Raw genomic sequence first — 13,366 nt, forward strand, 5'->3', positions numbered from 1 at the left:
TTCGAGAAATTTTTTAAGTGGCTTAAGCCGCTTTTTTCAGGTCCTTGCGGATTTCGCTGACGCGGTCTGCAATTGGCTGATAGGCTTTTCCAGCGAGCTTCACAACGGCATCGGCGTTGTTCGAAGTCTGGTCCATAACCCGGTCCAGTCCGCTGCGCACATAATCAGCTTGCTTTTCAAGCAAGTCCTTTGGCGTCGCGACGCTGAACAGACCTTGCAAAGCACGGCTGGCTTCGACGAAATTCTCGCGCGTGTATTTCACGTTGGTCTGGCCGATTTCCTGCGCACCTTTGGCAGCAATCTTGCCGCTCTCGATCAGGGTTTCGACATTTTCGCGGTTAAATTCAACAGCGGTTTTCGACATCTCAACGGCACGGTCAGCGGCAGCTTTTGCACGGGCTTGCGCATCAGCGGTCAGCTTTTCAAAACGTGAGCCGAGATTTTCGGCGGCATTCTTGACATTGTTAGCAGCCTTGGTGTTAGCCGCTTTGGTGTTCTTCGCAACGCGTTTGGTTGCAGTGGTCTTGGTGGTAGCCATTTTTTTGGTTCCTTTGGTCGTTGTGTTCGATTTGGTTTTGGCAGCTGGCTTTGCAGCGGTTTTGCGTTTCGCCGCAGGCTTCTTAGCTGCCGGTTTGGCTGCTGCGGTCTTTTTGACAGCAGGCTTGGCCGCTGTTGCCGGTTTAGCAGCAGAAGCCACCGGCTTTTTGGTTTCGGTTTTTTCCGGAGCTGGGTCAGCTTCGGCTTTTTTCGCGGGCTCGGCTGTAGCAGCCGGTTTGTCAGAGACATTGACCGCTGATGCAGCGGCGGAATAGGCGGCCTCAGCAGAGAGCGAGCCGGTTTCTTTTGCTGCCGGAGCAGCGGATGTTTCGTTCGTTGTGTCAGCCATCGGTTATCTCACTTCTATGTTGCAGTGCACAAATAAGGCATCTTGGCTGCATTGTCAAGAAAAATGGTGCAGTGCACAATAAATCGAAATTCTGGCGATAAACTATTATAATTCAGTGCTCTGGCAATAGTTTGCCGCAGCATAGACCTATGCTGGCTAACCGACTTAAGTATTTCTTTCGCCAGACATGGTGCGTGGATTGGCTTGTTTCCATGCTGCGCTATTTCTCTATCGCTTGGTCGCCCCTGTTTACATATGGCAATGTAAAGGTCGATCACAATTCTAGTCTTCCGCAAGCTTCCCGATACGGAATTTCGTGCAGAGTGAAAGATTTCAATGGTTCGATACTGCTTCTGCTGTACAGCACCAGATGCACCACCGAAAGTTTTTCATGTCCGAATTGATATCGATCGCCACCGCCGTGCCTGATCATCTCATTACGCAATCAGGCGTGCTAGCAGTGCTCGCGAAGGCCCGGGGTGCAGCCCTGCCGGCCAGGCTAGAGCAAATCCTCGGGAACAGCGGCATCGATCAGCGTTACCTTGCCTGCGAACCTGATTATTATCTGGAACCGCGCAGTTGGGCGGATCGGGCGTCGATTTATGGCCAGGTGGGCACCGAACTGGCACACGAGGCGGCTCGGGATGCACTTGAGAAGGCGTCGCTAGCACCGACGGCGATTGACGCGATCGTGATGATCTCGACGACTGGTACGATGACCCCCTCGATCCCCAGCCGGATGATAGAGGCGATGGGCTTCGATTCATCGACCCAAACAATACCCGTTTTTGGCTACGGCTGTGCTGGCAGCGTTCTGGGACTGCGGTTGGCCAATGACCTCGCAGCGGCCAATGGTGGTCAGAATGTTCTGATGATAGCCTTGGAATTGTGCAGCCTGTCATACGACTACAGTCAGTTTGACAAGAAGAACATGATTGCCACTGCTTTGTTTGCTGACGGCTGTGCCGCGGCTGTAATCAGTGGGAAGACATGCCGCGGTGATAGCCCGTCATTTCGCGCTTTCGATCAAAAGACTTGGCCCAATACACTGGACATGATGGGATGGGAAATTGGTGCTACCGGTTTTGATCTCGTGCTGGCCCGGGATATTCCGAACTTTGTCGCCAAAGATTTCACGCCTTTTTGCGACGCGTTTCTCGAAACTCAGGGATTGGAAAAATCTGACCTTGCCGAACCGGCCTGCCATCCTGGCGGGGGCCGGGTGGTGGAAGCATTGGAAGCATATTTTGCCCCGGAAATCGAAGGTATTCCGGCAACGCGAGACGTCCTTCGCCAGCATGGCAATATGTCGTCACCGACTGTGCTGTTCGTGCTTAAACAACTGCTCTTGCAAAAGCCTGATAAACCGATTTTGCTGACGGCACTTGGTCCAGGCTTTACCGCAGGTCTTGGTATTCTCGATCCGGCGAGTGCAAAATGACGGACAATCTTGGCGCGATTTTTACCACGGATCCGACACCTGTGACCTGGCTACTGGTCTATATCGTGGTCCAGCGGCTAGGCGAACTTGTTTACGCGAACCGCAACACCAAGCGGCTGCTCAGCGAAGGCGGTCAAGAGCATGGCGCTGACCATTATCAGTATTTCATTTTTCTCCACAGCGCGTGGATCGCGATCATCGCGCTTCTGGTGGATCCTTGGCAAATCATCCATCCGGCGATGCTGGCGCTGTTTGTTGCCACGCAATTGCTGCGGGTATGGACGCTTGCGAGCATTGGTCGCTGGTGGACCACGAGGATCATTTCAGCGCCACATTTTGATCGGGTAAAGCGCGGCCCTTACAAATATATAAGCCACCCGAACTATCTGGTGGTTGTGCTCGAGATCGCCATTGTGCCGCTGATGCTCGGCCTGCCTTGGCTGGCTTTGGTCTTCTCGCTCCTCAACGCATTGTTGTTGCGCCACCGGATCAGGGTCGAGAATGCGGTTTTGACTGAACGGCTGACCTAGCTGCGGGCGAGCCGCCCCGGCCGGGCACCGGTATCGCGGTCATTTTCACGAATTTTGATGCCATTACAATAGGTTGCGATATAGCCCGTCACCGGCTGCATCACGCGCGTTCCTCCGGCTGGCAAGTCCTTATAGGCGACTGGCGACGCAACGCTCAGATTGTCGAAATCGATCACGTTGATATCAGCCCGCTTGCCGACTTCCAATGACCCGCGGTCGGTAAAGCCATAGAGTGCGGCGTTGCGGGACGTTTGCTTGTGGACAAGAAATTCCAGCGGTAGCCGCTCGCCCTTTTTCCGGTCGCGCGCCCAATAGGATAGCTGAGTTGTCGGCATCGTCGCGTCGCAGATCAGCGTAACATGCGCGCCTGCGTCGCTAAGCCCCGTGACAGTCTCGCTATGCTCCAGCAGTTCGCGAAGCACTTCCAGGCCCTTCGGCAGGTTGGCAGCGCTAAGGGAGCAGAAACGCGTGCCGCCGTCTTCCAGCATCCAGTCATAGAGAAATTCAAGTGGATCTCTGTCTTCGGCTTTCGCGAGGCTTCCAATCGTCTCATCGATGCCCGCTTCGTAATCAACAGGATCGTGGAGCGGGTATAATATCGCCGCACCACGACCAAGCAGGGCAGAGATATTTTCCATGCTGCCCGGCGCTTCGTGCTTGATTTCCTTTTCGGAGAGCAGCGCGGCCTTTACGTCGGGGTCGCGCATCGCCTCGACACGTTCGGCCAGCGGCAGCTTGGCCAGCCGGTCGAGATAGGTCGGTTTGCGCATGAACGGGTGATAGCTACTGAGGCCGGTTAAATAGCCGATCAGGCGGGATGGCACCTGGGGATATAGTTGTGCGCCATTTGCATTGGCCTCTTTCGCCATCTGCAAGGTTTGCCGCCAAAGGTCTGGCTCATAATCCGGAGACTGGATAAGCGTGAATGTCACTGGGCGGCCACTGCTGACCGAAATGTTACGCATCATGGCATGTTCTTGCTGCGGTGTGGTCCGTTCTCCACCCATATGTTCCAGTTTTCCCACAGTGCCGGCTGGGATCAACTCGAACACGCCCTTGCCGAGCTTGCCCATGGCACCGGCGATCGCAGTCAGCTCTGCTTCCGGCGCAAATGTACCCGGAACCTCAGTGCCCCAGAGCGAGCGGTGGCCAATGGTTCGTGAAGTGCTGAAGCCGACCGCGCCAGCTTCGACCGCTTCGCCAACGAGAGCGGCCATTGCCTCGATATCTTCCGCAGTTGCATCTTTATTCTGTTTGCCCCGTTCGCCCATCACATAATAGCGGACCGCGCCGTGCGGGACTTGCGCCGCAACATCGATAGCATATTCCCGGCTACCGATATAATCCATATATTCGGGAAAACTCTCCCAGCGACCCCATTCGATGCCTTCGTAGAGCGCAGTGCCTGGAATATCCTCCACGCCCTCCATCAGTTCGATAAGGGTCTTTTCCTGCCCGGGTTTGACCGGAGCAAAGCCGACGCCGCAATTGCCCATCACTACGGTTGTCACACCGTTGTGCGAAGAGGGAGCGAGCTCTGTGTCCCAGCTGACTTGTCCGTCATAATGGGTGTGGACATCCACCCAGCCGGGCGTGACAATAGCGCCATTGGCATCCAGCACTTCCCGAGCAGGTGCATCAATCGATCCGCCAATCTTGGCAATCACGCCATCCTGAAAGGCAATATCCCCGACAAAGGGCGCGCCGCCTAAACCATCGACGACCGTGCCGCCCTTGATGATGGTATCGAACATGGCTCTTCTCCCTATCAATAAGCGAAACTAATCGAATACAGAGAATCATCGCTACTGGTGTAAGTGCTAAGCGATGCATGGACGGGACCGGACCTGCAGGTTTATTCGCGACCGCCACATGCTGTTGAGATTGAATAATCGGCTACTATAAGTTGGACAGACTTCGGAAAGGAAAAGCGTGTCGATATTTGCCAAGATCATGGTCGCTTTGGTTGCTATTCTACATCTCTATATTGCGTGGTTCGGCATATTCGCTTGGCAGACACAGGGTCCTGCCACCTTCCCGGAACTGCCAGGTGATCTCTTTCTGCCGACCACTGCTATGGCCGCCAATCAGGGCGTTTATAACCTTTGTCTGGCAGGCGGACTGATCTGGTCCCTTTGCATTCGCAATGCCGAGTGGCAGCGCAAGGTAGCGAGCGGATTTCTTATCTTCGTTGCCGCAGCGGGTGTCTTCGGTGCTTCGCGCGTTTCTCTGGATATCGCGCTGGTGCAAGCTGGGCCAGCGCTGATCGGGCTGATTTTCTTGTGGCTGCCAGCGGCAAACAGGGCGAAGCGGTGATGCACTTTCTTCATCCTGAGCTTGGTCAATAATAACCTATGGCCGCTATATTCTTGCGCTGATTGAGAGATCGCCAAATCAGGCGATATTGCGCAGATGTTGGTCTGCAACGTGCCGCGCGCTCTTACCGTCTCGCTTCATCGCATATAGCGCCTTGTCAGCAGCCTTGAGCAGTTGCTCTACACCATGTCCGTCCAAGGTCTGAACGGCAGTGCCGATGCTTGCTGACGGGGTTAGCATGTGGCCGTTGATATTTGCGGGCTTGGCGAGGCCGGAGAGATACGCCGTTGCTCTGGCCATTGCCTGCTCCCTTCCGGTCACGTCCGGCATCAGGATCAGAAATTCATCGCCGCCCAACCGACCGACAATCTCTTTGGCTTTGCTACGCTGGTTCAGTCTGCTGGCAACTTCCACCAACAGATGATCACCGATGTCATGGCCCAAATTGTCATTTACCTGTTTGAAATGGTTCAGGTCAATCAGGGCCACGGCAAAGCAGCAGCCGTTTTCCGCGAAAGACTGTTCGGCCAGATAGAGGTGGTTCATCATCGCGCGGCGATTGGCGAGCCCGGTCAAAGCGTCGCTATGGGCCTGTTTCCAGATGGTGTGACGCATGATCAGGCCAGAGATGATCTGATTGTAGCTGTCGATGATGAACCGGATCATCAGCAACGCGATGGTGATCATGCTCCATCCCATGATCATCTCATCAAATCCCCCCAGCAATATCATTGCCAGTGCTGATGGCATGACTCCGACGAAGAGGACGGTGACGGCGGTTCTTTTAATGCAGGCCAGACAATGCGCGATGCAGGTCGATCCAAAAACCAGCGACATCGGAATGAACATCTGATTTTCGAATGCGTCCGTTGCAACCGCCACGACCGACCAGATGCTCAGAAAGGTGATAATGCCGACCGAAATGATGGACAGGTTTCTCAGCGTTTTTTGTGAGTGTGGCAGCAGGCCGGGATGGTTGGCAGCACGCATCCACATGACCATCCGCGCGAAGCAGCCAACGGCAAACAAACCCATCCAGGCGTAGTAAATGGTCTCGACCCCTTCGTGGGCGGACAGGACCATCACGGCAAGAAGATTGAAAATCGCGACGAGGTAAATCATCGGCACATGGGTCAGCGCCCGTTCGAGCTGCATCTCCTCGACCGATGACTGGATCTCTGCGGGGATGGTTGGGGATTGCCATGGCGCCTTCCAGGATATCTGAGGGATTTTCCCGAATAGCGGCGCTAAAAACATGTTTTCAGGCCATCCTGCCATAGCTGTTTATTCATCATATGCTGACTAGGCAGCGGATGTGAAAATATGGTTAAGAAAATCCTTCCAAGCGCAGTCTGGCCAGCGTCCGGCCACCAACAACAATCCCGGCGAAGGTGGAGACCTTCACCGGGACTTTGTTCTCAAGAGGTGCGGCAGGTGTCGGACTGAATAATAGTCTGGTACCCTGACCGGAGGTCAGACCGGACCGAATTCTGGCAAAAGCCGGGGCCCGCCTTCTAGAATTTCGCGCTTGCCTGTATTCCGTAGAAGCGTGGCTCCGCTGGAATGAAGGTCGGATAGCCGAATGCGCCGCCGGTGTTGCCGGCATCGAGCAGATAATCCTTGTTGGTCAGATTGCGGACAAAAGCGGACAGTTCGAAACGGTTGTCGGCAAAACTGACACCACCCTTGGCATTTACCAGCGTGACCGCGCCCTGAGAGATGTCCGGCCGGTTGGTGGTTTCGAAGAAGATCCGGCTGCGATGGGTGACGCTGGGCGTCAGGAACAGTCGCATGCCATTGCCCAGCGGCGCATCGATCGTGAAACCGCCAGCCGCTTGCCATTCCGGCTGCAGACGGAAGCGGTTGCCGGCATAGATGCCATTTTCCGGCTTGTCGTCGATGCCGCCGTCGATCCAGCCGACATTGCCGAAGACAGTCAGCCAGTCGGTTGGCCGTATCTGCAGCTCTGCCTCGACGCCCAGATTGCTGGCTGAACCGGCACTCTCGGTCACCGTGGACCCGACCGGCTGGCCCGAGGGATCATTGGGATCAGAAACGACGCGGGAAACCTGGAAGCTGCTGTATTTCTGGTAATAGACGCCGAGCGAGCCCGAGACGATGCCGGACGAGCCCTTGATGCCACCTTCGTAGTTCCAGACGATTTCCTCGGGGATGACGCTGCTCGACGTCGCGTTCTGGTTGACGGTCGGGGAGCGGCGGCCCTTGGAGACGGTGGCGTAGAGGTTGACGTCGTCGGACAGGCGATACAGCACGTTGAAACGCGGCAGCACCGCAGCGAAGCTGTCTTCCGACCACAAGGTTCCGTTGGTCGTCGCCTGACCAGGGATCAGGGAACCGCCAGTAATCACGCTGGCTGGCGCAACGGCATTATAGCCCGACTTGCGCTTCTCGATGAGGCCGCGAACGCCTGCGGTCAGTTCGAGGCTCGGGGTCACCGTCCAGCGCACATCGCCGAACACCGAATAGCTGTCGTTGACGCCGAGGTTTGTGAACTCGGAGCTGTAGGGCAGCACGGTGGCCAAACCGCCGGTCAGGATCGCCGTGGCACCAGCCGCAGCAACACTGCCGTCGGCGGCGATGCAGCCGAGGCTTGGGATCAGATTGGCGCTGCATTGCAGGAACGTGCCTTCTTCACTGGAGAAGGGGATGCGCTGGAAATTGTCTTCATGGAAATAATTCCAGCCGAACGAGGCGCGGACATTGTCGTCCTGATAGGAGAAGCGCGATTCATGGCTGACCTGCCAGCCCTGCGAATCCTCGGTGAACTCCAGATACCAGGCAGCCGAACCATCGGCGTCGAACACTTCCTGGCTGTCGAACTTGCGATAGCCGTTGACGGTGGTGAAATTCCAGCCGTCGGCAAAGTCATAGCTGGCGGTCAGGTTGGCGTCATAGACCTCGCGGCGCAGGCCGAGATCGTCGCTGCCCAGCACCGCTGCTGAAATCCCGGCCGGCGCGCCCGACAGGTTGGCGGGACCGAATTTGTTGGCCGGGCCAGCAGAGGTCGGGAAATTGCCCGAGATAAACGGCGTGCCGCTGTTGCGCTGCTGGTCATAGGTACCGATCAGATCGATGGTCAGCGCATCGCTCGGTGTGAAGCGCAGCGAGCCGCGCAGCCCGAGCTGGTCCTGCGCATAGAGATCATCCTGCCGGTCCGACAGATTGGTGATATAGCCGTCGCGCTTTTTCCATTCGCCGGCGACGCGGGCCGCGATCACGTCATTGCCGACATTGATATGGCCGCTGACCAGCCGCTGGTTGAAATTGCCGATGCCGGCGGTCAGCTTGCCCGAGAAGCCGGGCTCCGGCCGGGCGGAAATGATGCTGATCGCGCCGACGGCGGAGGCCGTGCCAAACAGCGTTGCCTGCGGCCCCTTGATCACCTCGACCCGGTCGACATCATAGATCGCCTGGTAGGAACCGCGCGAGCGCGAAATGTCGACACCGTTATAATAGAGTGTGACGCGCGCGGCCTGCTGTGACGAGCCGCTGTCCGAGGTGATGCCGCGGATGACGATACCGGGATTGTTGGCGCTCTGTTCCTGGATATTGAGGCCGGGAACATAGTTGGACAGTTCGTCGAGATCGGACACGCCGAGCCGCTCCATCTGCTGGTTCGACACGGCGGAAATGGTAATCGGAACGTCGGTCGATTTCTGCTCGAATTTCTGGGCGGTAACGATGATGACATCGTCGTCGCTTTCTTCTGCAACATCATCGGTGCTGGTCTGCGCGAGGGCAGGGGCGGATGCAGCGATAAACAGAGCCGATCCGAGCGCGATCGAGGAAGCGCGGGACAGGGCGTTGGACGAGAATTTTAACATGGAAAGAATCAACCTTTTTATGTGCGACACTGAATGGATGGTGCAGTGCAGCAAGGCTGTGACAGGCTGAGGGGGATTGGATGACAGTTCCGATAATATTGTGCGACAGTCTTGTTACTGGGGGGCAGGGGATGGGGAGTGAGTACTCGTCATCGTCATCCTGAACTTGTTTCAGGACCTCGTCCGGCGGTGCACACTCTTAAGGGATCCTGAAACGAGTTCAGGATGACGAATGGGCCTGCCTTCGATCTCCCGCTGCGGGCAACCTTTCAGGCTACCGCGCGTTTCCTCTCTGAACCAAAACAAAAAAGGATGTTACAATATGGGCACGCTCAATTTTCCAGAAGACACATTTGTCGTCGTCGCAACCGGCGAAGAGGCGAAGACTTTTTACGTTGATGGCGGCTCGCTGAAATCAAATGGCGACTGGACTCCCGGCAATCTGGCCGACCAGGGCCCGTCCGGCAAATCTCCGCCTGAACGATCGGCAAAGGAAAGCATGGAGGCGACCTTTTCCAAGATCATGGCAGAGAAACTCTATGAGCTGTCGCACAAGGGGGCTTATGACCGCCTGATCCTCGTCGCCGACCCGGAAACACTGGGCGAGATGCGGCCGCTGTTGCACAAGGAAGTGACCGACAAAATCGTGCTGGAGCAAGCGAAGACGCTGACCAATAGCCCGGTCAAGGATATCGAGAAGTCGATTTCGCAATAGGTTTTGCGGGTGGGGCGTCAGGCTGCAGACTAGAGATGGTCGCGCCTGCGCCCCACTTTCTTTCCGCCAACTGTCCGCTGCCTCAATTAATTGCTGTCGCAAAATATTCGAACATGCAAAGGGCATAGCCGCGCGCTGATCGATCAGCCGTGAGGCGCATCTGTGTCATACCCCAATTCCAACCGCCCCACCGGAGCAACCTTCATGCCCATCAAAAATTCCCTGTTTCTCTTTGTCTCCGTGCTCGCGCTCGGTGCCTGTGGTTCTGCGGATGCAGACCAGTCCGAAAGCTCCGTTGAGCAGGCACAGGCGACCAGCGCCGATACTGCGGTAGAAGACAGTTCCGCGCCAGCCGCAACGGTCGATGAACCAGCGGCGGACGATGGGCCTGCGCAAGCTGACAATGGAGAGACCGCCGCCCCAGCGACGGACAAGCCAGCGGTCGCTGCAAAGAGGCCGGACGCTAAAAGCGCAAAGTGCAAGATTACCACCGGCGGCGAGGTGCTGAAGGGGCCTTGTCTGTTCGAGGCCGGTCCCAAGGGCTCTTTCAGTGTCGAGACCGATAAGATCCCCGGACTGAAAAACCGGGTATCGAGCATCAGCGTCTGGATGATTGACAAAGGCACGGCAGAGGTGAGGGGCCTGACCAAAGACGGCATCAACTCGCGTTGGGGCCAGGCGCAACGGTCCGAGACCGACAAGGCTTGCTGGACCGGATCAGATTTTGAGGTTTGCGCTTATTGATGGAGCGCGTGGTGAGGCGGGGCGGAACATTTCCCGTCATCCTGAATGCGTTGGTCTGAGGGTGGTGCCTGCGGTCTCTTCCCGGATTTGATCCGCCCGGCACCACGGCAAGGATTGCATGGAATCTGACCCTATATTTGCATGGCATAGTGGAAGATTTGGAAGGTCAATTCGGGTTATTCGGCGAGGCGACGCGATGAATGTCTTTGTCGTGGGTGGTGCCGAAATAGCGGCCGGATCAAATTGTACCCAATTGCAGCGAAAAACGCGCAAATCGTAACGCGTTTATGCCCCAAACGGTAAATATTTGGCGGAAATTGGCAATTTTTGACATTTCGGGCAGGGCGCAATCGATTTCGCCGTCCGTGACGCTGGTGCCTATCCCGACAGCCCGGAAATGATCGCGACCTGTCTGAAGGTCGCCTTTGCAGAAAAGGCCGCCGCGCTGATCCGCACCGCGCTGAACGATGTCGCGCGGGTCAAGGGCATGACCGAGGTGGCGGCGGCGAGCAAGATCACGCGGCAGGCGCTCTGCGCTATTTATTGGGGCGCTGGAGGCGAATGGCAATATGATGCTGGAGGCTTTGCTGGGCATGTTGCGTGGGATTGGGGTGCGGTCGTCGGTTAGTGGGTGAGGACAGGCAATAGAGTGCACTGTCACCGTAGTACCGTAATTTCACTGTCACCGTAATTCTAGGTTGGCCCGTTCTCGATATTTTCAACTTGAAAGTATACAATTTCCCCAACATCGATAACCCTAGTTTCATATTCGCTAAGAGGAATTTTTTTCTCATAATCAGCTTGGTCAATTCTCGGTTTGCTAACAAATTGCTCCATCTCTCGAACTGCAATGATCAATCCGCCCGACTCGTTATTCTGACCATTCCGCTGGTTTATTATCTCAAGCCAAGTCAAATTGGCGTGAGCTTGAATTTCGTGAAACAACTGGCGCGCCGTCGGTAAAAGACTGCCGATCCGAAATTTGAACGAACTTCCCTGAAAATCTGAATGAGCTATCTCTTTTTGATGGCAAATAGCGAGGGGAGCCAAAAGCGCTAATTGAATGGGGACTTCGTGTTCCCACATACCGAGGAAACTAAAAAGATACTCAAGAACGGCTTGTGTCGACCGTGCAGAAACTCCATTTTCAGCAAGAATAACGCTAAGATATTTTGCATGCCTAGCACGTTTCTGATCATTGTCTTCCGGGTCTTCTGGGAGGTGGAGTTTTTCGATTGGCGCACCACTTTCCAACATCTCTCTTTCAATGAAGCTACTGAGAGGAGCTTGGGCAAGCGAGAACCTTCTTCTGACAAAGCGCTGTAAATACTCATCTGCGCCAAATTCCGATCCATATACTGCTTTCACAGTATGTGTCAGAGCGGTTCGATTCATCCCGTATAAGATTACAACACTCGTGCTATCGAAAAAATGCTTGGTTTCTTCAAGTAATTTGATTGCATAGGTCGGGCGGCACCGATCCAGTTCATCGATTATAAGCACTAGCGGTAGTTCAAAAAGCCCTTCCTCCTTTATTGCATCCGTCAACGCAGCCAGTTTCTCATGGAATTCAAAGATCAGTTTTCTCTTTAAAACCAGCGGACTATCTTCCGTTTCACCCTTTCCTATAAGGTCAGCCGTTTCATCGGCGAGTTTGGTTATTGTGTCGCTGATTTGATCCCACCCCCGTTCGGTCAACATTTTTGCCATGACCGCGCGAGTGGAAACTTTTATCCCGACCTTTAGCAAATCCACAGCCCGACCCTTCAATTTTTCTGACGGCTTGGCAGTTGCTCTTGCATCAGGAAGTTTTGTAAGTACTGCCTCAGTTATCGACATGATGATGGCAGTTAGAGGGTCATCCGCCGTGTCGTCTGCCCATGCATCGACAAATGCCACAGGATGATTCATCGACAGTTGCTTTTGCAATCTTTTTAAGAAGAAGCTTTTCCCAATTCCGTAGTGACCGTCGACACCAATAGTAAAGGCCCCGGACCCAGGAGCAGGGTGGGCAAAGCGTCCTTTTATATACGCTTCCATTTTTTTGGCCAACTCGGCGCGTTCGAACAGGTCATCGGCCCAAATCGCATCTACTTCAGCGTCCATATTAGTCTTCCTAAAAACGAATTGCCGACTTTGTCACAGAGGTAAAAAAATGCGAGTGGTTTCTTTCGGAGGTTAGCGTCAACGTGTGCTTCTCGCTCTGTCGGAAATTGAATGATGGGGCCTGCTGTGCGTGCCGGTTTCATTTTGTGCGTGGTCTTGTTGGAGAAGAGGTATCCACATAGTCATTCCCCAACCCCTTGACCCAAACCCGAATCCCGTCTAAGGGCCGCGCTTCCGCTTCTTCGGGCTCTGCTCGACGCCGCAGAAAACTTACATAGGCAAAACACTTATGGCGCTTTGGCCATGAGAGTAACCCCTGCATGATGCAGGACTAATCTACTATAAGGTGAAGACTTTATGCCAACGATCAATCAGCTCGTCCGTAAAGGGCGGGTGCCCCAGAAGACGAAGTCCAAGGTTCCGGCCATGGAAGCCAACCCGCAGAAGCGCGGCGTTTGCACCCGTGTCTATACAACGACTCCAAAGAAACCAAACTCCGCTCTGCGTAAGGTTGCCAAGGTTCGCCTGACCAACCAGCGTGAAGTCATCAGCTATATTCCTGGCGAAGGTCACAACCTTCAGGAGCATAGCGTTGTGCTGATCCGCGGCGGCCGTGTGCGCGACCTTCCCGGTGTGCGTTACCACGTCCTGCGCGGCGTTCTCGATACCCAGGGTGTCAAGGACCGCAAGCAGAGCCGTTCGAAATATGGCGCCAAGCGTCCTAAATAATTCAGTTTCGGAGTTATAAGATATGTCACGTCGTCGTCGTCCCGAAAAACGGGT

At 55.1% G+C, this 13,366-nt stretch carries 12 protein-coding genes; 7 read left to right on the forward strand and 5 right to left on the reverse strand.

The window, feature by feature from the left end:
• Positions 1–22: 22 nt before the first annotated feature.
• Positions 23–886: a phasin family protein gene (locus tag ACN0WW_RS16260; RefSeq protein WP_417613993.1), complete on the reverse strand. Its 864-nt coding sequence runs from the start codon at positions 884–886 to the stop codon at positions 23–25.
• Positions 887–1,277: 391 nt separating this feature from the next.
• Between ACN0WW_RS16260 and ACN0WW_RS16265 the strand changes: the two genes are divergently transcribed.
• Both ACN0WW_RS16265 and ACN0WW_RS16270 read left to right on the forward strand, forming a co-directional pair.
• Positions 1,278–2,327, forward strand: coding sequence for a type III polyketide synthase (locus tag ACN0WW_RS16265; RefSeq protein ID WP_417613995.1), 1,050 nt, complete (start codon positions 1,278–1,280; stop codon positions 2,325–2,327).
• Positions 2,324–2,857 carry an isoprenylcysteine carboxyl methyltransferase family protein gene (locus tag ACN0WW_RS16270; protein WP_417613997.1) on the forward strand — a complete coding sequence of 178 codons (534 nt, stop codon included), beginning with the start codon at positions 2,324–2,326 and terminating at the stop codon, positions 2,855–2,857. The genes ACN0WW_RS16265 and ACN0WW_RS16270 overlap by 4 nt, the downstream gene beginning before the upstream one ends.
• On the opposite strand, the gene ACN0WW_RS16275 is transcribed toward ACN0WW_RS16270, so the two are convergent.
• Positions 2,854–4,611, reverse strand: coding sequence for an N-acyl-D-amino-acid deacylase family protein (locus tag ACN0WW_RS16275; protein WP_417613999.1), 1,758 nt, complete (start codon positions 4,609–4,611; stop codon positions 2,854–2,856). The two genes, ACN0WW_RS16270 and ACN0WW_RS16275, sit on opposite strands and share 4 nt — an antisense overlap.
• A 178-nt stretch (positions 4,612–4,789) precedes the next feature.
• On the opposite strand from ACN0WW_RS16275, the gene ACN0WW_RS16280 reads away from it, so the two are divergent.
• The gene (locus ACN0WW_RS16280; RefSeq protein WP_417614001.1) at positions 4,790–5,173 is read left to right on the forward strand and encodes a DUF1304 domain-containing protein; all 384 of its coding nucleotides are present in this window, start codon (positions 4,790–4,792) and stop codon (positions 5,171–5,173) included.
• Positions 5,174–5,251: 78 nt separating this feature from the next.
• On the opposite strand, the gene ACN0WW_RS16285 is transcribed toward ACN0WW_RS16280, so the two are convergent.
• Positions 5,252–6,430: a diguanylate cyclase domain-containing protein gene (locus ACN0WW_RS16285; RefSeq protein WP_417614003.1), complete on the reverse strand. Its 1,179-nt coding sequence runs from the start codon at positions 6,428–6,430 to the stop codon at positions 5,252–5,254.
• 257 nt (positions 6,431–6,687) lie between these two features.
• Positions 6,688–9,018, reverse strand: a complete 2,331-nt coding sequence (locus ACN0WW_RS16290) for a TonB-dependent receptor (RefSeq protein ID WP_417614005.1) — start codon at positions 9,016–9,018, stop codon at positions 6,688–6,690.
• Between the two features lie 322 nt (positions 9,019–9,340).
• Here ACN0WW_RS16290 and ACN0WW_RS16295 point away from each other — a divergent pair, with 322 nt between their 5' ends.
• The 3 genes from ACN0WW_RS16295 (at position 9,341) to ACN0WW_RS16305 (ending at position 11,105) form a co-directional block, all read left to right on the forward strand.
• Positions 9,341–9,733: a host attachment family protein gene (locus ACN0WW_RS16295; RefSeq protein WP_417614007.1), complete on the forward strand. Its 393-nt coding sequence runs from the start codon at positions 9,341–9,343 to the stop codon at positions 9,731–9,733.
• A 204-nt stretch (positions 9,734–9,937) separates the two neighbouring features.
• The gene (locus tag ACN0WW_RS16300) at positions 9,938–10,477 is read left to right on the forward strand and encodes a hypothetical protein (protein WP_417614009.1); all 540 of its coding nucleotides are present in this window, start codon (positions 9,938–9,940) and stop codon (positions 10,475–10,477) included.
• A 349-nt stretch (positions 10,478–10,826) separates the two neighbouring features.
• Positions 10,827–11,105, forward strand: coding sequence for a DNA-binding protein (locus ACN0WW_RS16305; RefSeq protein WP_417614016.1), 279 nt, complete (start codon positions 10,827–10,829; stop codon positions 11,103–11,105).
• A gap of 65 nt (positions 11,106–11,170) precedes the next feature.
• On the opposite strand, the gene ACN0WW_RS16310 is transcribed toward ACN0WW_RS16305, so the two are convergent.
• On the reverse strand, positions 11,171–12,583 hold the full coding sequence (locus ACN0WW_RS16310; protein ID WP_417614011.1) for a KAP family P-loop NTPase fold protein: 1,413 nt from the start codon (positions 12,581–12,583) through the stop codon (positions 11,171–11,173).
• 357 nt (positions 12,584–12,940) lie between these two features.
• On the opposite strand from ACN0WW_RS16310, the gene rpsL reads away from it, so the two are divergent.
• On the forward strand, positions 12,941–13,312 hold the full coding sequence (gene rpsL, locus ACN0WW_RS16315; protein ID WP_067198316.1) for a 30S ribosomal protein S12: 372 nt from the start codon (positions 12,941–12,943) through the stop codon (positions 13,310–13,312).
• Positions 13,313–13,366 lie beyond the last annotated feature (54 nt).

It is taken from the genome of Parasphingorhabdus sp. (assembly GCF_048269865.1).
Classification (GTDB): Bacteria; Pseudomonadota; Alphaproteobacteria; order Sphingomonadales; family Sphingomonadaceae; genus Parasphingorhabdus.

What these genes read in the sequence shown, in the direction of transcription:
- rpsL (WP_067198316.1), top strand. Translation starts at nt 12,941, where the DNA reads ATGCCAACGATCAATCAGCTCGTCCGTAAAGGGCGGGTGCCCCAGAAG.
- ACN0WW_RS16260 (WP_417613993.1), bottom strand. Translation starts at nt 886, where the DNA reads ATGGCTGACACAACGAACGAAACATCCGCTGCTCCGGCAGCAAAAGAA.
- ACN0WW_RS16285 (WP_417614003.1), bottom strand. Translation starts at nt 6,430, where the DNA reads ATGTTTTTAGCGCCGCTATTCGGGAAAATCCCTCAGATATCCTGGAAG.
- ACN0WW_RS16265 (WP_417613995.1), top strand. Translation starts at nt 1,278, where the DNA reads ATGTCCGAATTGATATCGATCGCCACCGCCGTGCCTGATCATCTCATT.
- ACN0WW_RS16275 (WP_417613999.1), bottom strand. Translation starts at nt 4,611, where the DNA reads ATGTTCGATACCATCATCAAGGGCGGCACGGTCGTCGATGGTTTAGGC.
- ACN0WW_RS16270 (WP_417613997.1), top strand. Translation starts at nt 2,324, where the DNA reads ATGACGGACAATCTTGGCGCGATTTTTACCACGGATCCGACACCTGTG.
- ACN0WW_RS16295 (WP_417614007.1), top strand. Translation starts at nt 9,341, where the DNA reads ATGGGCACGCTCAATTTTCCAGAAGACACATTTGTCGTCGTCGCAACC.
- ACN0WW_RS16300 (WP_417614009.1), top strand. Translation starts at nt 9,938, where the DNA reads ATGCCCATCAAAAATTCCCTGTTTCTCTTTGTCTCCGTGCTCGCGCTC.
- ACN0WW_RS16310 (WP_417614011.1), bottom strand. Translation starts at nt 12,583, where the DNA reads ATGGACGCTGAAGTAGATGCGATTTGGGCCGATGACCTGTTCGAACGC.
- ACN0WW_RS16290 (WP_417614005.1), bottom strand. Translation starts at nt 9,018, where the DNA reads ATGTTAAAATTCTCGTCCAACGCCCTGTCCCGCGCTTCCTCGATCGCG.